A 20,196-nucleotide genomic window follows, 5' to 3' on the forward strand; every position below is an offset into this window, starting at 1 on the left:
ATGCAGCACCTAAATCCTACATAAAATCCAAGTTGCAATCTCATCTGCCAAAAATAACTCATCTGCTACCAAAAATAATTTGCCATTATAAGATTCTCTAAAACATTTTTTATCATCAAACAAAGGTTTTAGAAATCTTTCATCATCAAATACTGCCATATCCACGCCTTTAACACACCTAAGACCTAGCATTATCTGCTCTAAACGTAAATCCTCCTCACTTAACTCCTCTACTAATCTATAATAAGGGTTTTTGATGTATTCATTGAGACTTGGATAAGCTCTAGTGCGCTTATTTGCTATCCTACCTACAGCTCCTGCTCCACAACCTAAATACTCTTCACCTTGCCAATACCCTAGATTATGCTTACATTCCGCATTTGTATTGAATTTAACATAATTTGACACTTCATATTGATAAAATCCATTTTCTTTAAGGCATTCTCTTGCCCAAAAACTTAACTCTTCATCTGTCTTAGAATCTATTGTTTTTGAATTTTGTATAGGCTTTGATTTTTTAGATTCCAAAAAAAAACGAGAGCCCTCATCAATACTCAAAGTATAAACTGATATATGACTTAGTGGCAATGCAGCAGCTTGAGTAATTTCTGATGATATAAGCGCTTTAGAATCTAAAGGTGTATTAATGATTAAATCGCAGCTTATATTTTTAAATCCTCCATTATACGCATTCTCTATACATTTAGCAATCTCATACACACTATGTTCTCGTTCTAAAAAAGCTATCTTATCTTTATCAAAACTCTGAATCCCAACACTTAAGCGATTTGCTCCTAGAGATACCAAATCCTTGCACCATTGCGTGTTTAAATAATTTACATTTGCTTCAAGAGTGATTTCACAATCTTTTGATATAAACGCGTTTTTATAAAGAATAGTAAAAATAGCTTCATAATGCTCACTATGCAAAAGATTCGGTGTGCCACCACCAAAAAAAATAGAACTAATATGCGAGTGAGGATACAAATGGCACAAAGTATGCTCTATATCCGCACAAAGTGCTTGTATGTAAGATTCAAAGTTGTCTTGTTCTACCACAAAAGAATTAAATGCACAATAACCACATTTACTCCCACAAAAGGGAATATGAACATAAAGCAACACAAATGCTCCTTGCAACCTTTATTATTATTAAAATAAATTGTTATATATTATATCTTATAATGCAAGAGATAAATTTATAGAATCTAAAAGGCAAAGGTATGAAATCATCTTGCACACAAGAAAAATTACAACAAGATGCCCCTATTAAAAAGTATCGTCCCAATGTTGCTGCTGTGATTCTCTCAAGTGTATATCCAAAAGAATGCCGATTTTTTATTGCGCAACGTTTAGATATTAAAGATGTATGGCAATTCCCTCAAGGAGGTATTGATGAAGGAGAAAGTCCTCGTGATGCGCTTTTTCGTGAATTGCGAGAGGAAATAGGCACAGATGAAATAGAAATTATTAGTGAATGCCCAGAATGGATACAATATGATTTTCCCAAAAGTATGTCAAAAAAAAAGTATAAAGGCTTTGCAGGACAGATTCAGAAATATTTTTTGGTGCGACTTAAAAATGATGCTGCTATTAATATCAAAACCAAAGAACCAGAATTTAACAAATATGAATTTGTCAGTAGAAAAAAACTCCTAGAGTGCGTAACACCTTTTAAAAAAGGAGTATATAAGCAAGTTTTAGAGTATTTTAAAAAAGAAGGTTATCTCTAGTGATATATTTTAAGGAAGAACATTTTATGATTACGCCTTTATTTTACACTCAAGGATATATATGCTAATCGTGCAAAAATATGGTGGCACGAGTATGGGAGATTGTGATAGGATCCATAATGTCGCCAAACGCGTTATTAAAAGTAAAGCCCAAGGACATAAGCTTGTGGTTGTCGTATCTGCAATGGGAGGAGAAACAGATAGACTTATTAACTTTACACAACACTTCACGCCATTGCCAAATACACGCGAAGTTGATATGGCACTAAGTGCTGGAGAAAGGGTAAGCGCTGCACTCCTTGCTATTGCTTTGGAATCAATGGGCGTAAAGGCAATTTCGCTAAGCGGTAGAGGAGCTGGAATTATCACTGATGAATTTCATACTAAAGCACGTATTTCTTATATTGATACAACCAAAATTTTTCATCTTCTTAATGAAGATTATGTAGTCGTAGTTGCAGGGTTTCAAGGCATATCACAACAAGGTGAAGTAACTACGCTTGGGCGAGGAGGGAGTGATTTATCTGCTGTAGCATTAGCTGGCGCACTTAATGCTACTGTATGTGAGATTTATAGCGATGTTGATGGTATTTATACAACAGATCCGCGCATTGTTAAAAACGCACGCAAATTAGAAAAAATTAGTTATGATGAAATGTTGGAGCTTGCCTCTATGGGTGCGAAAGTTTTGCTTAATCGCTCTGTGGAACTCGCTAAAAAACTCAATGTCAATCTTATCTGCGCTAGCTCTTTTAGCGAAGCTCAAGGCACACTTATTACCAAAGAGGAGGATATAATGGAAAAACCAGTCGTCAGTGGCGTAGCACTTGATAAAAATCAAGCACGTGTAAGTTTAGCTGATGTGCAAGACCGCCCAGGTATTGCTGCAGATATTTTTGGACTACTTGCAGATAATAATATTAATGTAGATATGATAGTTCAAACAATTGGGCGTGATGGCAAAACTGATATTGATTTTACTATTCCTAAAACTGAAGTTACCCTTACACAACAAGTATTAGAAAAATTTAAAGATGATTTGGGCAATATCGAATATGATAACAACATTGCTAAAGTCTCTATTGTAGGAGTAGGTATGAAATCACATTCTGGCGTAGCAAGCACAGCATTTAAAGCGTTAGCACAAGATGATATTAATATTATGATGATAAGCACAAGTGAAATTAAAATTTCAATGATTATTAACGCCCAATTTGCTGAGCTTGCCGTGTGCAAGCTTCATAGTGTTTATGAACTTGATAAATAAATGCGGATTTACTATGGAAAATATCAGTGATTGGTTTTTGCGTATCATACGTGAAGATGAAAAAAAAGGTATTATGAGTGGGTGGATTGAAGAAAAACGTTTTATTTTTCTACCTTCTATGACATATACGATTGAACACATTATCAAAGGTGGAAGCATTATTGTCCTTACCGATGAAAAATGTGAATGGTTTGGAGACTATATCATTACCCATATTAATCAATCGCACAAAGGGCGTCCTTTTTTTCCTATTGTCCAAATTAAATATCTACACAATATGATAGATTCTAACAAAGAAGGGAGTATTCAAGGTTTTAAACTCATTAAAGATATGCTTGATATGATGTATTCAAATTATAGATTTTGGTATATTGGCAAAAAAAACACACGAGCAGATTTTGCAAAAAATAGCGGTGAAGGGTGGTTTTGGATATTTGATGAAAATAATACATTTTTAAGTTCCACTGATGAAAAACTTGATTATAAACTCTTAAGTCTTTTTAAACTCTTTGATAGAGCTATTCTTGAGGCTATGTTTAATAGAATCTCACTTGATATATAGCAAAAAGAAGGAGGATTAGAAAATGATAGGAGAAATTCATATAACACCTTTTCCTCAGAACCTTATAGAAGATTTTACTCACAATCGTGATGAGCAATATTATGAAATCTTTGAACGAGAAGATTTTAAAATTGATGATGCAAAAGAAGTAATCGCTCAAAGTTACCTTGCACACGAAAAAGAAACACTTATTATCATCACTGCTCACAAATATAATCAGGCTGCACAAAATGCTTTGCTTAAAATCATAGAAGAGCCTCCACAAAATGTGCGTTTTATCCTTATTGCAAAAAATAAAAACGCTTTTCTTCCCACAATTCGCTCTCGTATGCAGCTTAAAATACATAGGCATAAGAGCGACATTGCACCCTTTGAACTTGATATAAAAAAACTCAACCTGCAATCTATTTATGAATTTTGCAAACACAATGAAAACGCTCATCACAGCAAAGAGGAAGTGAAACTTCGCATTCAATCACTTCTTTTTGCACTTTTTGAAGCCAAAATCAAACTCAATGAGCGAGAACTTGCACTTTTTGATAAAGCCATCGCACTCAATCAAAATGATGCAAGTGAAAGAGAAAATTACATTTTTTTGCCACTTTTGCTTAGAATCTTGCAAAAACAAAAGAATAAACAATGATAGTACAGAGAATCTACCCTCAATCTATTCCTCAAAAAATCCAAGCAATAGGCGCAGATGCCATAGGACAAAAGATTATGAGCAAAAAAGCACATATTTTTGGTTTTGAAATCACTGGCTTAAGCTTTGAAGCAGTCAATATTCTTAAACAAGAAGCTTTAAGTGTGGGTGGGGATTGTGCTACGCCAAGAGATACTATTGCCCATAAAGGCAAACATATTGCTCTGCTCATTGCCACTAGATCTCAACTTGAAAAAATCATTGCAAAACTCTCTATACAACCCTTTGGCTTAAAGACACTTAAAAGCCTTCTTCAAGGACATCTTAAAACACAATCTGCTGTGCCCTCCCTTATGGCAATTATTAATGCCACGCCTGATAGTTTTTATAAGCATTCACAAACAGAAGGAGAACAAGCTATAAAAAGAATAAATACACTTTTAGAAAAAGAAGTAGATATTATTGATATTGGTGCGGCAAGTTCTCGTCCGGGCAGTGAGTTAATAGAATCTGATGAAGAAATTGCTCGTTTAAAACCCATTGTAGAATATATTGCTACACATAAACTCTACGAAAAAGTATGTTTTAGTATTGATACTTATAACCCGCAAACTGCTGATTATGCACTTTCTCGTGGATTTAAAATGATTAATGATGTGAGTGGATTCTCTAACGCACAAATGATACAAGTTGCTACAAAATACAATGCCCGAGTAGTCTTAATGCACACTAAAGGCACACCCGAAACTATGCAAAGCCTCACAGATAGCTACACTCATCTTTTTAATGATATAGATTGTTTTTTTGAGCATAAAATTGCTTTATTAAACGATGCAGGCATAACAGATATTATCCTTGATATTGGCTTTGGCTTTGCTAAAGATACCTCGCAAAATATTGCTCTAATCAAAGATTTGGCACATTTTTTGCACTTTGGATTCCCATTACTTGTTGGAGCTAGCCGTAAAAATACTATCGGACAAATCACAGGGAAAAAAGTAGAAAATCGATTAGCTGGCACACTTGCGCTACATCTTTTTGCCTTACAAAATGGAGCAAGTATTTTGCGCATACACGATGAAGATGAGCATATTGATATGCTTAAAATGTATAAGGCGATGCAATGAATGAACCTAGAGATTTAAAATCCGTTAAGGCATTTTTACTGCGACACGGACATACCAAAGAAGAAATAGAGCGTCTTGATAAAGAAAGCGTTATAAATCTATATGAAAAGGATACTCGCAAAAATACGCTTAATTTTTTACACTATATGAACGAAGATACTTTCTCAGTAATAAGCACGCTTGATGAAGCTGATATTGGTGAATTTAAACTCAAAGTGCAAGAAAATTTAGATAATATGGCTATTCTTGTTGATATTATTAGAGATGGTTTTAATGATTTTAGTTATGCCGATATTGCTGATACTTTGACTTTAAATATTAAAAATATCTCTATCCACAAACTTCAAAGAATCTTGCGTATTGCTTATCGCGAGTTCCAAGAAATTCTCCTTGATAAAATCGCCACACAGCTTAAAGAATTGCCCATTGAAGAATATAAAACAATAATGAATCATTATGAAAGCATTCGCGGTGATACTGCTCGTCTTAGAAGCACTATTCAGGAGCTTTCTGATGAAAAAAAGCGACAGCAAATTCTAGATATGGCACGTTTTAAACTTCTTATTGTAAAAGATTTTATGTCAAAAAATACTTTTAATGATGTTTATAAAGAGTATCTTAATAATACTCCTGAAAAGCTTAAGCTTGTGGAAGATATCCTCATTCTTACAGGTATGTATTCCAAAAATTATCTCAAAAACGTTCCTATGGAAGAACTTGAAGATATGAAAGCAAAACTTCTTGAACATAAACGACAAGATGAAAGAGACCATAAAATATTTACTCAATACACTCAAATGCTTGATGAATCTATGTATGGCTCTAATGAACAAGAATTTAGCGATGTGTGTGTAAAAATTATTACAGGACTTAATCAAAAACAGATTCTAATGATAAGTGATTATTTAAGCGCAAAAAATCCAGTCTTTGTCAATCGTTTTAACACACTTTTGCGAGATTTTAAAAATAGCCTAAAAAATTAAAATATAAATCATAAAAAAATGAAAAATACACTATAATAAACCCTCACAAAATCAAACAAGGATTGTAAATAATGAAGTATCTGTGCGCTTTTCTGCTCTGCATAAGCGTAATGTGGGGAGATTCTGAATTTGTAGATTTCAATAAACTAGAAGAAGAATTTCATATTCATATACCCCAAAATAAGCAAGAGATGGATATTGATGAATTTATTGAGCGTGTGGAAAAAAACTCAATTAATCTTGCAAAATCTCGTGCAATGGCACGAAGTCTTTTTTATGAAGGCAAGGCGATGCGTGCGTGGAATGCTGGATATATTGATGCACAGGTTAATAGAGCAAAATCTCCTGCTGGTGGAACGGAACTTGAAAATACCATTTTGCTTATGCTCACTCCTCGTTTGCCGTGGGTTACTTATACGCTTGCTCAAAGCTATCAAAACAAAATTTTAAGGCAAGAAAAATCCTACGAGCTTACAAAACGTCTTGCTCTTATTGCAGCAAAAAGGCTTTATTTGGATTATCTCGTGCTTAAAGAACAGCACCAAATCTATACAAACCGCTATGAAAATGCCAAAAACCAACTTCGAATGTCACAAGTGCAATATGAAGCAGGACGTATCAGCAAATCTCAATATCTTTTTTTTAAAAGCGATTTTTTAGCAACCAAAGTTGCACTCAAAACTTCTCATACAGAAATGCTTAATACTCTCAATGCACTCAAAGTAATTTTGGGCATTACAACTGAAAATAGTGATATAGACATAAATGGGTTGGTATTTAAATATTTGCATTTTGATAGGGCAAATCTTGAAAAAACACTCTCTAAAAATCTGTATCTTGAAATCGTATCACTTGATATTAAAGATTACCAATATAGCGCGAATATTGCTTCACAAAGCCGATTTGATAATATTGAAATTGGCGGAGGTATTAAAAAAGCAGAATCAAGTGATGGAGTAACCTTTCAGCTTAAGATTCCTATCCCTTTGACAACCAAATATGATAATCAAAAAGCGATGTATCTCGCACTCCAAAGTGGCTCTATTCGTGAGAATGAGATTCTTAAAGATTCTTTACTTGTAAATGCCAAATCCTATCTTGAGCAGCTCGCATACAAAAAAGAGGTTATTGCTCTTGCAAAAGATAATGAAAATAATCGCGCACAATTAAGTGAAATTGCGCGAATTGGTTATGAAGCAGGAAAGACAAGTGCATTTGAATATTTAAGCGTAAAAAATGAACATCTTAACGCAATGATTGCTACCACTCAAGCAAAACGCGATTATGTCCAAACACTCTCTATGCTTGAGGAAACTCTCAGCTCTGTGCTCAACCTCAATACTTTGAAAAAACCACTTATGGAGGAACAATCGTGAAAAAATATTTATATTTATTATGCCTCATAATAAGCTTTTCTTTGTGTTATGAAGAAATATCTATCTCTCAAGAAGAACTTGCAAAAAATGGTATAAAAGTTATTGCTCTCAATCAAGCTTTTAACACTAAAGGCGTGCCCTTTAATGCGCTTATCGACTTTGATGATAAAACTTCAAGCACACAAAGCTCAAGTTTTAATGCTATTGTGGTAAATATTTATAAGCGCGAAGGTGAGAGTGTCAATGAGGGAGATTTAATCTGCGATATTAGCTCTAATGACTTAAGTGCGATGTTTTTTGAACTTACCAATGCCCAAGAACGTCTTAAAATTGCCTCCGAAAACGAACGCAAAGATAAATCACTCTATAAAGCTGGTGTTATCTCAAAACGTGAATACCAGCTTAGTTACCTCGCTATGAACGAATTGCGTTTAAAACTCAATGAAATCAAATCAAAGCTAGATTTATTAGGTATTGACCCAAATTTTATTAAAAATGGTGCTCAAGGAAAATATGGCTTTCCAGTTGTTGCAAAAGCTTCTGGGATTCTCTCGGTCGCCCCTAAGCAAAGTGGGGAAAAAATTGAAGCTTTTACGCCTTATGTAAGAATCTCACGGCATACAGATAAAGGAAGTGGTAACCTCCTCGGACGCATTAGAATCCCTTTGCATATTTCACACAATATTCAAAAGGGTGCGCCCGTTTTTGATGATGGTGGCACAAAAATTGGCGAAATTGAGAATCTCTCAGTTGTCATTGATAAAACTTCAAATACCATTCTTGCTACTGCCAATATCTACGACACACGATTTAAGGTAGGGGAAATCGTAGAAGTATATATTGATGGTTCTTTGCCTAAAGGAACAATTCTTATCCCCTCATCAGCAGTGATAAAAAACGGCAATGATTACCTCATTTTTGTCCAAAGCGCAAAAGGCTTTAAACCCACCAAGATTCAAAAAGTTGAAGAACGAGATAATAGCTTTGTAATTGAACCTAAAGGCTTAAATAATCAAATGAAAATTGCCATAGGTAATATTATTAGTCTTAAGGGTATGATGGACGGACTAGGGAGCGAATAATGCTAGCTAAAATTATAGAATTTTCCCTCAAACAACGTATGATTGTAGTGCTTAGTGCCATTATGCTTTTTATATTTGGCATATATTCATTTTTTACAATCCCCATTGATGCTTTTCCAGATGTATCTTCTACGCAAGTAAAAATCATTCTCAAAGCACCAGGAATGGCACCAGAAGAGGTAGAAAATCGCGTTGTACGTCCGCTTGAGCTTGAACTTCTAGGGCTACCTAATCAAAAGAGTTTGCGTAGTCTTTCAAAATATGGTATTGCAGATATTACACTTGATTTTAATGATGGCACTGATATTTATCTCGCTCGTAATATGGTTAATGAAAAACTCTCTATGGCTATGGATGATTTACCCTCAGGCGTAAGCGGTGGGCTTGCACCGATTGTAACGCCTCTTAGCGATATGTTTATGTTCACCATTGAAAGCGCAAATGATTCTTTATCAGAAGTGCAAAAACGGCAACTCCTTGATTTTACAATCCGCCCTGCTTTGCGTAATATAAAAGGTGTAGCTGATGTTAATCGCTTGGGTGGATATGCTAAGGCGATTGTCGTTGTGCCTGATTTTAATGATATGGCAAGGCTTGGCATTAGTATGAGTGATTTACAAAAAACACTTGAAGCGAATCTCAAAAATGATGGTGCAGGACGTGTATCTCGAGATGGTGAGAGTTTCCTTGTAAAAATACAAACAGCCTCAACAAATATTGAAGAAATTAAAAGTATTCCCATTATTACAAAATTTGGCTATGTGCGTTTAAGAAATTTTTGTGATGTGATTGAAAGCCATATGACTCGACTTGGGCTTACAACTATTGATGGCAAAGGAGAAACAACTCTAGGTTTAGTGCTTTCTCTCAAAGGCGCAAACTCGCGCGATGCAATCGCCGAAATTAAAGTAAAACTAGAAGAACTCAAAGCCGAATTACCTCAAGGCACAGAACTCCGAGTATTTTATGACCGATCCGAACTCACACAAAAAGCAGTCAATAATGTTATCAAAACCCTTGCTGAAGCTGTGGTGCTCATTGTAATTTTGCTCTTTTTATTTTTGGGTGATGTGCGCGCAGCTGTTGCTGTGAGTGTAATTTTGCCCCTTTCCATAGCTATAGCCTTTGTAATGATGCGCCATTATGGCATTTCTGCAAACTTAATGAGTCTTGGCGGACTTGCCATTGCAGTTGGTATTTTAGTAGATTCTGCGGTTGTTATGGTTGAAAATGCCTTTGAAAAACTAAGTCTTACCAAAAACTCGCCAAAGCTCCACACTATTTACCGCTCCTGTAAAGAAATCTCGGTGTCTGTATTCAGCGGGATTCTCATCATTATTATCTTCTTTGTCCCAATTCTTACGCTTGAAGGTTTGGAGGGCAAATTTTTTGTTCCCTTAGTTCAAACGATTGTATTTGCTCTTCTGGGCTCATTAACACTCTCTATGACAGTAATCCCTGTGGTAAGCTCTTTTGTTTTAAAAGCTACTCAACACCACGAGACAAAACTCACACAATTTTTTCATAAGATGTATGCGCCTATGCTCAATTTTGCCCTTACAAAAACAAAACTCTTGCTTGTAGGTGCTGCGTGCTTCCTTGTTTTTAGCTTCTCACTTTTTCCCTTCATCGGAAGCGCTTTTATGCCTACTCTCCAAGAGGGCGACCTTGTGCTTAATATAGAATCTAGCCCCTCTATTTCTTTGGAGCAAAGTCGTGATGTAATACTTTTAATGCAAAAAGAACTCTTAGCGCGTGTGCCAGAGATTAAAAGTATTGTTGGGCGAACAGGAGCTGATGAAGTGGGGCTTGACCCGGCAGGCTTTAACCAAACTGATGCATTTATATCCTTTAAGCCAAAGGAACAATGGCAAGCCAAAAATATGGAAGAAGTAGAAGATAAAATTCGTGATATCATTAGCGAATTTAAAGGTATGAATATTGCTCTTGTGCAACCAATTGATATGAGAATCTCGGAAATGCTTACAGGTGTGCGCGGGGATTTAGCGATTAAAATCTTTGGTTTAGAAATTGAAAAACTCAATGAATTAAGCGCTCAAATTGTAGATATTCTTAAAGACATTCGCGGTTCATCAGAGGTTTTTACTACCTTCAATAAAGGAGTAAATTATCTTTATGTAACACCTTGGCATTCTGTGATGGCAAATACAGGCATCTCTAGTGATGAATTTACAAAATTTATGCGCTCTAGCTTAGAGGGCATTATGGTAACATATATTCCTCAAGGTTTTGCAAGAATCCCCGTCATCATTCGCCAAGATGCTGATATTGCCTCTGATATTACTAAACTTAAAAGCCTACAAATGAGTTCTCCTGATGGCAATTCCGTGCCCATTAGCTCAATAGCCGATATTGAAGAAATTGATGGACCTGTGCAGATTCAAAGAGAACAAGGTAAGCGTTATAGTGTTGTGCGAAGTAATGTGATAGGACGTGATTTGGGTGGTTTTGTTGAAGAAGCAAAACAAAAGATTAATGCGCAAGTGCAATTACCAGAGGGATATTCTATCACTTATGGAGGACAATTTGAGAATCAACAACGTGCGAATAAACGTCTTTCCACAGTTATTCCTTTGAGTATTCTTGCTATCTTTTTTATCCTCTTTTTTACATTTAAGTCTATTTCTCTTTCTTTGCTTATTTTACTCAATATTCCTTTTGCTGTTACGGGTGGCTTTATCTCACTTTTCCTATCAGGTGAATACATTTCTGTCCCTGCATCTGTAGGATTTATCGCACTTTTTGGAATCGCTGTGCTTAATGGTGTAGTAATGGTGGGATATTTCTTGCATCTCCTTAAAGAGGGTTATAGCATTGAGGATACAATTGTTATTGGAGCAAAAAGAAGACTGCGCCCAGTGCTTATGACAGCATTTATCGCTGGACTTGGGCTTATTCCTATGCTTTTATCCACAGGTGTAGGAAGTGAGGTGCAAAAGCCTCTTGCAATCGTAGTCCTAGGTGGGCTTGTAACCTCATCAATGCTTACTCTTCTTCTTTTGCCACCACTTTTTAGAATCGTTGTGCGTAAATTTGGAGTGTAGCTACCTGTTGGCATTATGGATAATATCTTGAATCTGATGAGCAATGCGCATAGCTTTCATACCATCATTTTGATTGGGGCGATTTGCACTTAAAGAGGAAGGAACATTTTTACACAAACTCACAAAATCAATGAGTTCTGACAATAGTGATTCTTGTCCTCTAACTTCAATAGTTTCTGTATTAGCACTAATAGAAACATTATCAAGGCGCTGCTCCACACTCTGCTTATCTACAAAAACTTCTTTTCTTAGCAAATTGCAATCAATATATTCATTATTGGTTGTTATGCTAATTTGTCGCCTACGCTTTTCGGTAATGCGACTTGCTACGATATTAGAAAATGAACCATTAGTATGAATAATACACGCTCTTGCATATTCTATCATATCATTAATCACTACTCCGTGAGCATAAATATCACGCACATCACCATTAAAATTTAATGCCAAGTCAATATCGTGAATCATCAAATCAATTACAACATCACAATCTGTAATACGCGAACTCATTTTGTTCGTGCGAATAAAATCAATATTAATAATTTTATGGGTATTTGGAGTAAGAATATTTTTAAGTGTTAGCACAGCAGGATTATATCTTTCAATAAAGCCTACTTGAATATTGAGTGATTTCTCCTTTGCGAGTGTGAGAATAATTTGAGTAGATTCTAAAGTATTGGTTAAAGGTTTTTCTACAAAAATATTTTTGACATAATCACTCACTTTATTGATATAATCAAAGTGTGTAAAAGTAGGTGTTACGATAATTGCCCCATCGCAGCTTTTTAAATCCTCATCAATATCTTTAAGTATCTTAACACCAAAACGCTCACTCATCACCTGACAAAGCTCTTGGTTTGTATCATACAAAAATGCAATTTCTACATCTTTAAGCATACTTAAGATTCTAAGGTGATTTTGCCCCATTTTACCAATGCCAAAAAGTGCTATTTTAATAGGTTTATCCATTTACAGCCTTTATCACTTCATCTTGCTCTTGACTTGTAAAAAATGGGCTAAAAGGCAAAGAAAGTATCTCATTGCATACCGCCTCACTTATAGGAAAATCGCCCTTTTTATGTGCATAAACCTTGCTTACAACCTCTTGTAAGTGCAATGGAATGGGATAATGCACTGCATAAGGGATATGAGCTTGAGTGAGCTTTTCTATCATTTGAGCTCGGTTTTGAATGCGAATTGAATATTGCGCATAAGCACTCACATTGCCCTCTTGAATAAAAGGAGTAATAACATTTTGGAGATTTTCATCATAAATCTGTGCAATTTCTTGGCGCTTGGCAATTTCAAAATCTAAATATTTAATCTTCACATTAAGAACTGCTGCTTGAAGTGCATCAAGTCGTGCATTCAATCCAATAAAGCTATGTTCATAACGTTTAGTTTGCCCATGGTTAAGTAAATAACGTATTTTTTGCGCTAATTCATTATCGCTTGTAAAAACTGCTCCTCCATCACCATAACAACCTAGCGGCTTACTTGGAAAAAAGCTAGTAGTAGCGAGAATACTTGCATTGCAAGATTTAAGAATCTTATTATCACACCTTTGACTAGCCCCAAAGCTTTGAGCTGCATCTTCAATGACAGGAATATTGTGCTTTGATGCAATAGCATTTATAGCTCCCATATCAGCCATTTGTCCAAAAATAGCCACAGGAATAATTGCTTTTGTATGCTTTGTGATGGCACTTTCGAGCTTTGTGCTATCAAGATTATAAGTTTTCTCATCAATATCTACAAATATCGGCTTCGCTCCAAGTAGCATAATTGCCTCTACACTTGCAATAAAACTAAATGGAGATGTAATTACCTCATCACCATTTTTTATATCAAGTGCCATTAAAGCTAAAATCAAAGCATCTGTCCCGCTACTGCACGCAATAGCATTTTTAGCACCTATATATGAAGCAAGATGTGATTCTAATTCCTCAACAGCCTTTCCCATAATAAATTGTGAAGAGTGCAACACATCTTGTATTGCACTATCAATTTCGCTTTTATGATGTTCATACTGCGCTTTGAGATTGATAAATTCCATAATTGACCTTAATAATGAAGTAGAATATTATAATCAAATTAACTTAAAAGAACTATTCTTGCACCTCTTTATCCATACATTCTATAATTTTACGTGCAATTTCCAAAGCAGAAGCATCTCCATTGATAATATATTTGGATTGTTTTTTATAAATACTCTTACGCTCATTATAAAGCTGCCTTGCTTTTGAAATATCACTAAAAAGTGGACGCTTTTCTTGTTCTGTAATAGTCAATCGCTTTAAAATGCTTTCAAAACTCATATCAAGCCAAAACACATAGCCTAAATATGCTACATCATTATAAATAGGCATACCTCCGCCTGTAGCAATCACAGCATTTTTAACATTAGCGGAAAGCCATAAAATAAGTTGGGATTCTATACGTCTAAATCCACTCTCGCCCACTGATTCAAAAATTTCGTTTATACTTTTTCCCATATTTTGCTCTATAATTTGGTCAGTGTCAAGCAAAAAACGTCCTCCAAGTAACGCAATTTCTCGCCCTATGGTTGTTTTACCGCTTCCCATAAAGCCAATTAAAACTATATTCTCCACACTTACTCCAAAGTAATCGCAAAACCATCACGTTGAGGAGTAATAACAGGTTTGTAACGTCCATCAAACCCGATAGATATTCTATAGAATCCTTCGTGTGTGGAGATTTCTGCATCACTAAAATATTTTTTACCAAGCTTAATTTTCTGGCTTTCATTGCTTTTTGTGCCTTCAATATCAAGCATAAGTCGATAAGGTTTAGGCAAAATAAAATCACGCAATAATTTTTTACGCGTAGCAATAAAAAGACTGCTTCTGTTAATAATAAGCTCAAATTCACCAAGCTTAAAACGATTTTCTGCATTATATGTAGCCCCTTGTGCTTTTTGTGCAATAAGTAGAGGATAATGCCAATCTATACTCTCATCAAGCTGAATAGTTTTGCTTTCAATAGAACCATCAAGATTCTGATAAGTTACCTGCACACTTTTTAACACTCTTGCAGTGCTTGGCAACACAAATTCTACACTTGAAAGTGGATCTTGATGTATGCTTGGCGCTTGATGTTCTTCAAGTTTTGGTGTAATAACAGATTCAAAAGGATTCTCTCTTGCTTCTAATATATTTGCACAACACATACCCACAAATAATAATACGCATATTAACATTTTCTTTTTCAAGGTTTTAACTCCTTTAATTCAAAAATTTGCTTTTGTAAATGCGCGTTTTGAGCTTCAATTACTTGTGCTTCTTGTAAAAGATGCTTTTTTTGCGACTGTAATCGCAAAAGCACTTCTACAGAATTACTTCCAAAAAGCAAATATCCTAAATAGAGTCCTGTTACTAACAATAACCCAAAAACAATCAACCACACACGATTGATATAAAAAAAACGCCATAATTTTGAAGGCTTTTCTAATAACTCTTGGGTTTGTTTTCTCATCTTTTACTGCTTATTTAACGCTTAAAAAGTGTTTTTCCAATATATTCCGCATCACTAATCTCTCGCTCAATTTCAAGCAAACGATTATATTTTGCAATCCGCTCACTTCTTGCAGTTGAGCCAGTTTTAATCTCACCTGTATTAAGTGCCACAGCAAAATCTGCAATAAATGTATCTTCACTCTCCCCACTACGATGACTCATTATGCACTTATAATTATTACGTTGGGCAAGGCGCACAGATTGCATTGTTTCACTCACGCTACCGATTTGATTAGGTTTAATCAAAATTGCATTAGCTATATTTTTTTCAATACCTTCTTGAAGAATTTTTTTATTTGTAACAAATAAATCATCGCCCACAAGCTGAATTTTATTGCCAAGTTTTTGAGTAAGAAGTTTCCAACCCTCCCAATCATCTTCACTTAAGCCATCTTCAATAGAAACAATAGGATATTTTGCTACAAGATTCTCATAATATGCAATCATACCTGCACTATCAAGCACTTTGCCCTCTCCTGCCAAATGATACATACCATTCTCATCTACAAGCTCACTACTTGCCACATCTAGTGCAATAGCAATCTCATCAAGCGGCTTATAACCCGCTTGTTCAATAGCCTTTAAAATAATTTCTATGGGCTCTTCATTGTTTTTTAAATTAGGGGCGAATCCACCTTCATCACCAATGCTTGTAATATGTCCACTTCCTTTAAGAATCGCTTTGAGATGATGATAAATTTCAGCTGATGCACGCAAACTTTCAGCAAAAGTATCAAAACCCAAAGGCATAATCATATACTCTTGAAAATCCACAGTATTATCTGCGTGAGAACCACCATTAATGATATTAAGCATCGGGGTAGGAAGTGTAAGCGCATTACTCCCACCTAAATAACGATAAAGAGGTAACCTCAAAGATTGCGCACTTGCACGAGCAATAGCCATACTCACGCCTAAAGTTGCATTTGCCCCAAGCTCTGAATAATTCTCTGTGCCATCAATTTTTTTTAAAATCAAATCAATTTTACTTTGGTCATAAGGTGATACCCCATCAAGTTGTGCAGCAATTTCAGTTTTAATATTTGCACAGGCTTTCAACACGCCTTTACCAAGATAACGTTCTTTATCGCCATCACGTAATTCAAGGGCTTCTCTTTTACCAGTGCTTGCACCACTTGGAACGATAGCTGCCGCTCTTGTGCCATCACTTAACCTTACTGCTGCTCTAACAGTTGGGTTTCCACGACTATCCATTACTTCTTGTGCATCAATTGCTTCAATATAAACCATACTTTTACTCCTTAAAATAAATGAAATTATACTTTATCTAACCTATCCTCTGGTGGAGAAATTGTCTCAACAATCGCCTCTCTGATTATTTCAGCCATAAAAGATAAAGTAACACGCATAAGCTTAAGAGATTCTAAATCCTTTTTTATTTCATAGCTTTCCTTATATTTTTGCTCTGCTTCCATATACTCATTTAAACGTTTATTGAGTACCGCCAAAGTATCTTGTTTGAGCTTATCCACCACAACCCCTCCTTATAGAATCTACTCATCAGTTTCTGGTTCATCAGGCAAAGGTAAAATCTCGTCCTTTGAGCCAATTTGCTCTTTAATTTTAGCTGTAATCTCATCAGCAAGAGATTTGTTTTCTTTTAAAACAATTTTAGCATTCTCACGCCCTTGTCCAAGCTTTTTATCATTATAGCTTAACCACGCACCGCTTTTATCAATAATATCAAGCTTGATACCATAGTCAATAATTTCACCTTCCTTACTAATCCCCTCACCAAACATAATATCAAATTCTGCTTCGCGGAAAGGTGGGGCAACCTTATTTTTTACAACTTTTGCTTTTGTGCGATTACCAATTTGCTGGTCATTTTGCTTAAGTGTAGCAACACGGCGCACATCAATACGCACACTTGCATAAAACTTGAGTGCATTACCGCCCGTAGTTGTCTCTGGACTACCATACCCCATAGTGCCAATTTTCATACGAATTTGGTTAATAAAAATTAATGTTGCATTCATCTTGTGAAGCACGCCTGTAATTTTGCGCAATGCGTGACTCATAAGTCGTGCTTGAAGCCCTACGTGCTGATCTCCCATATCTCCTTCAATTTCTGCCTTAGGAGTGAGCGCTGCTACCGAATCAATCACTATTAAATCCACTGCACCACTACGTGTAAGGGTTTCTAAAATTTCAAGAGCCTGCTCACCTGTGTCAGGTTGAGATACAAGAAGATTCTCTGTATCCACACCCAAACGCTTGGCATAATATACATCAAGAGCGTGTTCGGCATCAATAAAGGCACAAATTCCCCCGTTTCTTTGACATTCTGCTACAATTTGTAAGCTAAGTGTTGTTTTACCGCTGGATTCTGGACCATAAATCTCAATAATCCTTCCCTTAGGCACACCACCGATTCCAAGTGCCATATCAAGTCCAAGTGAACCCGTAGAAATACTATCAATTTTTTCAACTTGCTTATCACCCAAACGCACCAAAGCACCTTTACCAAATGCTTTATCAATTTGCTTTAAAGCAAGTTCAATCGCTTTTTGCCTTTTTTCATCTACCATATCTATCCTTAATGTATAAACTACAAATAAATGATGCTATTTTATCTAAGTTTGACTAAATTCTCCTTATAATTTTGTTTAAAAAAACACAGGAGAAACTATGATAAATGTCGCACATAGTCCTGATGCAGACGATTTATTTATGTATTATGCTATTGTTTTTGGGTGGGTAGATTCTACAAACTTACGCTTTAGCAACACGGCTAAGGATATTCAAACGCTTAATCTTGACACATTACAGGGAAAATACGATATTAGTGCAATTTCATTTGCTCTTTATCCGCTTATCGCACAAAATTATGCACTTTTACGCACAGGTGTAAGCTTTGGGAATGGGTATGGACCAAAACTTATCAAAAAAAAAGGAAAAATATGCAAAAAACATTTCAAAGTGGCTTTAAGTGGAGAACATACAACAAATGCAATGATTTTTCGTATTGCTTATCCACACGCACGCATTATTTATAAAAACTTCCTTGATATAGAACAAAGCGTGCTTAATGATGAGGTTGATGCAGGGGTGCTCATTCACGAATCAATTTTAAACTTTGATAAAAGTTTAGAAGTAGAAGCGGAGTTATGGGATATTTGGCAAGAACTAAGCGCTGATAACTTACCCCTACCACTTGGAGGTATGGCTTTGCGTCGCTCTCTTCCGCTTACCACCGCTATAGAATGTGAAAAAATACTTACAAAAGCTGTTGATGTTGCTGTCAATAATAAAAAAATTTTAAGTGAAATGCTTCTTGAGAGAGGTATTATCCGCGTAAATGCCAAAGAGCTTGATATTTATCTTAATCTCTATGCTAATAAAGATTCTATCTCTGTGAATGAGAGCGAAATAAAGGCTATAGATAAACTCTTTGAACTAGGCTATAATGCGGGATTTTATCCACAAATGCTTAAAACACAAGATTACTTTATCCCTACTGAATATGAGCAACTCCGCTTTTCATAAAAAGCGAATCTATAAGCCTATTTTGTCTTGATGATGGGGTGTGAGGGATTCTTTAGCTGTTTGTTTGCGATAGATTCTAAGTAATGAAATAAAAAGTGCTGTAACTGCTGGTCCAAGTATAATTCCCCAAAATCCAAAACTTGTAAGCCCTGCAAGAATGGCAAAGAAAATAAGAAGTTCATTGATTTTCACAGAAGTTTTAAGCACTTTTTTGTTGATAATTCCAATCAAAATAGGCTTAATAATATTATCAATTAACACCGCACAAACAATAAGAGCATAAAGTGCAATAATGAGTGCATTATGTGTATTACCAAGATAAAATTCATATCCTGCCAATGGTAACCACACAAGCCCTCCACCTACTATAGGCACAATTGATGCAAGTCCATAAAGCATACCAAAAAATACTCCATCATAACCAAAAAACATAATCAATATACCAAAAGCAAAGCCTTGAAGCACGATGTTTAGGAGCGAAGTATAAAAAACCACTTTAATAACATTTGTTACTTCATCAAGCACATTTGCAATTTGTATATTTTCAAAAGGAATAAGCTCAATAATATATTCATAGGCTTGTTTGCCATAAAGAAAATAAAAAAATAAAAATACAACAATAAAGCCTGTATCAATGATAAATCCCAAGCTTGATTTGCCAAGTTGAGAGCTAAAATTAAACACATAGCTTAAAATTGATGGAGCAGATATATTATTAAATACATCGCGCAATCTTGATTCTATCTCCGGAAACGAGCTAAAGAGCGCGAGAATTTGTGCTTTGCTACCCTCAATAAATGCACCAAAAGCAGTAGGATTAAGTTCAGATACAGAGGTTATAAGAGTTTTCATCAAAGAGAACAAAGGCACAATAAAGAGTAATACTAATACACTCACACTCACAAATGCACATATCACAGGGTATTTGATATATTTTGAGAGAATGTTATGCAATCCATAAGTAGCGATACAAAGCAAAAGAGCAATTAAAATATCCATTAAATAGGCTGCATACACGTAATACATCATATATGCGCTTACTCCAAATACAAGCCAAAAAAATGTAATTGCTCTCACCTTAATTCCCTTCTTATCTTTAAATATTTTATAGATTCTATAAATACTTATTGTAGCAAAAATTACCAAATCAGCTTTTTATGCTCATAGTGAGTTAATATTTTCTATACAAAAAAATAAGATTACAATATGTATTTGTAAAAAAGTAACAATTTATCCTTTTTAGCATATTTATATATATTACATATTGTAATCTTATTTTTTTGTGATATTATTAAATTCAAAAAATAACAAA

At 35.2% G+C, this 20,196-nt stretch carries 20 protein-coding genes; 10 read left to right on the forward strand and 10 right to left on the reverse strand.

Translation table 11 applies throughout. The annotated features are described in order from the left end of the window. Nucleotides 1–9: 9 nt before the first annotated feature. The gene (gene hemW / locus HH_RS03055; RefSeq protein ID WP_011115457.1) at nucleotides 10–1,125 is read right to left on the reverse strand and encodes a radical SAM family heme chaperone HemW; all 1,116 of its coding nucleotides are present in this window, start codon (nucleotides 1,123–1,125) and stop codon (nucleotides 10–12) included. 98 nt (nucleotides 1,126–1,223) lie between these two features. On the opposite strand from hemW, the gene HH_RS03060 reads away from it, so the two are divergent. The 9 genes from HH_RS03060 to HH_RS03100 all read left to right on the forward strand — a co-directional run bounded on the left by HH_RS03060 (nucleotide 1,224) and on the right by HH_RS03100 (nucleotide 11,838). Next, complete coding sequence (locus tag HH_RS03060) at nucleotides 1,224–1,733, forward strand: RNA pyrophosphohydrolase (RefSeq protein WP_034366247.1); 510 nt, start codon at nucleotides 1,224–1,226, stop codon at nucleotides 1,731–1,733. A 61-nt stretch (nucleotides 1,734–1,794) separates the two neighbouring features. Continuing rightward, complete coding sequence (locus tag HH_RS03065; protein WP_011115460.1) at nucleotides 1,795–3,000, forward strand: aspartate kinase; 1,206 nt, start codon at nucleotides 1,795–1,797, stop codon at nucleotides 2,998–3,000. A 13-nt stretch (nucleotides 3,001–3,013) separates the two neighbouring features. Then, nucleotides 3,014–3,562 carry a HobA family DNA replication regulator gene (locus HH_RS03070; RefSeq protein WP_034366242.1) on the forward strand — a complete coding sequence of 183 codons (549 nt, stop codon included), beginning with the start codon at nucleotides 3,014–3,016 and terminating at the stop codon, nucleotides 3,560–3,562. 22 nt (nucleotides 3,563–3,584) lie between these two features. Next, nucleotides 3,585–4,205, forward strand: a complete 621-nt coding sequence (locus tag HH_RS03075; protein WP_011115462.1) for a DNA polymerase III subunit delta' — start codon at nucleotides 3,585–3,587, stop codon at nucleotides 4,203–4,205. Continuing rightward, a complete protein-coding gene (gene folP / locus HH_RS03080; RefSeq protein WP_041309001.1) occupies nucleotides 4,202–5,332 on the forward strand; it encodes a dihydropteroate synthase in 1,131 nt (376 codons plus the stop codon). The genes HH_RS03075 and folP overlap by 4 nt, the downstream gene beginning before the upstream one ends. After that, nucleotides 5,329–6,315, forward strand: a complete 987-nt coding sequence (locus tag HH_RS03085; RefSeq protein ID WP_011115464.1) for a hypothetical protein — start codon at nucleotides 5,329–5,331, stop codon at nucleotides 6,313–6,315. Before folP ends, HH_RS03085 begins: the two co-directional genes overlap by 4 nt. Before the next feature lie 71 nt (nucleotides 6,316–6,386). Beyond that, the gene (locus HH_RS03090) at nucleotides 6,387–7,691 is read left to right on the forward strand and encodes a TolC family protein (RefSeq protein ID WP_011115465.1); all 1,305 of its coding nucleotides are present in this window, start codon (nucleotides 6,387–6,389) and stop codon (nucleotides 7,689–7,691) included. Further along, nucleotides 7,688–8,773 carry an efflux RND transporter periplasmic adaptor subunit gene (locus HH_RS03095; protein WP_011115466.1) on the forward strand — a complete coding sequence of 362 codons (1,086 nt, stop codon included), beginning with the start codon at nucleotides 7,688–7,690 and terminating at the stop codon, nucleotides 8,771–8,773. The genes HH_RS03090 and HH_RS03095 overlap by 4 nt, the downstream gene beginning before the upstream one ends. Further along, nucleotides 8,773–11,838 (forward strand): efflux RND transporter permease subunit, encoded by a 3,066-nt coding sequence (locus tag HH_RS03100; RefSeq protein ID WP_011115467.1) that lies wholly within the window; start codon nucleotides 8,773–8,775, stop codon nucleotides 11,836–11,838. Before HH_RS03095 ends, HH_RS03100 begins: the two co-directional genes overlap by 1 nt. Here the strand turns inward: HH_RS03100 and HH_RS03105 are convergent, their stop codons facing one another. Genes HH_RS03105 through recA form a run of 8 tightly spaced genes read right to left on the reverse strand, consistent with a single transcriptional unit; the run spans nucleotide 11,839 to nucleotide 17,926 of the window. Beyond that, complete coding sequence (locus HH_RS03105) at nucleotides 11,839–12,807, reverse strand: Gfo/Idh/MocA family protein (RefSeq protein ID WP_011115468.1); 969 nt, start codon at nucleotides 12,805–12,807, stop codon at nucleotides 11,839–11,841. Beyond that, nucleotides 12,800–13,894, reverse strand: coding sequence for a DegT/DnrJ/EryC1/StrS family aminotransferase (locus tag HH_RS03110; protein ID WP_011115469.1), 1,095 nt, complete (start codon nucleotides 13,892–13,894; stop codon nucleotides 12,800–12,802). Before HH_RS03110 ends, HH_RS03105 begins: the two co-directional genes overlap by 8 nt. 52 nt (nucleotides 13,895–13,946) lie before the next feature. After that, complete coding sequence (locus HH_RS03115) at nucleotides 13,947–14,450, reverse strand: shikimate kinase (RefSeq protein ID WP_011115470.1); 504 nt, start codon at nucleotides 14,448–14,450, stop codon at nucleotides 13,947–13,949. A gap of 2 nt (nucleotides 14,451–14,452) precedes the next feature. Continuing rightward, on the reverse strand, nucleotides 14,453–15,070 hold the full coding sequence (locus tag HH_RS03120) for an AMIN domain-containing protein (protein ID WP_011115471.1): 618 nt from the start codon (nucleotides 15,068–15,070) through the stop codon (nucleotides 14,453–14,455). Then, entirely contained in the window at nucleotides 15,067–15,333 is a 267-nt protein-coding gene (locus HH_RS03125; protein ID WP_011115472.1) for a hypothetical protein, read from the reverse strand. The genes HH_RS03120 and HH_RS03125 overlap by 4 nt, the downstream gene beginning before the upstream one ends. 14 nt (nucleotides 15,334–15,347) lie before the next feature. Then, complete coding sequence (gene eno, locus HH_RS03130) at nucleotides 15,348–16,625, reverse strand: phosphopyruvate hydratase (RefSeq protein ID WP_011115473.1); 1,278 nt, start codon at nucleotides 16,623–16,625, stop codon at nucleotides 15,348–15,350. Nucleotides 16,626–16,651: 26 nt separating this feature from the next. Beyond that, the gene (locus HH_RS03135; protein WP_138091868.1) at nucleotides 16,652–16,867 is read right to left on the reverse strand and encodes a hypothetical protein; all 216 of its coding nucleotides are present in this window, start codon (nucleotides 16,865–16,867) and stop codon (nucleotides 16,652–16,654) included. Nucleotides 16,868–16,888: 21 nt separating this feature from the next. Further along, nucleotides 16,889–17,926 (reverse strand): recombinase RecA, encoded by a 1,038-nt coding sequence (gene recA, locus HH_RS03140; protein ID WP_011115475.1) that lies wholly within the window; start codon nucleotides 17,924–17,926, stop codon nucleotides 16,889–16,891. A 100-nt stretch (nucleotides 17,927–18,026) separates the two neighbouring features. Between recA and HH_RS03145 the strand changes: the two genes are divergently transcribed. Next, nucleotides 18,027–18,884, forward strand: coding sequence for a menaquinone biosynthesis family protein (locus HH_RS03145; RefSeq protein WP_011115476.1), 858 nt, complete (start codon nucleotides 18,027–18,029; stop codon nucleotides 18,882–18,884). Between the two features lie 9 nt (nucleotides 18,885–18,893). On the opposite strand, the gene HH_RS03150 is transcribed toward HH_RS03145, so the two are convergent. Next, complete coding sequence (locus HH_RS03150; RefSeq protein ID WP_011115477.1) at nucleotides 18,894–19,961, reverse strand: AI-2E family transporter; 1,068 nt, start codon at nucleotides 19,959–19,961, stop codon at nucleotides 18,894–18,896. Nucleotides 19,962–20,196: the final 235 nt, after the last annotated feature.

Origin of the sequence: Helicobacter hepaticus ATCC 51449 (assembly GCF_000007905.1) — a bacterium.
GTDB classification, from domain to species: Bacteria; Campylobacterota; Campylobacteria; order Campylobacterales; family Helicobacteraceae; genus Helicobacter_C; species Helicobacter_C hepaticus.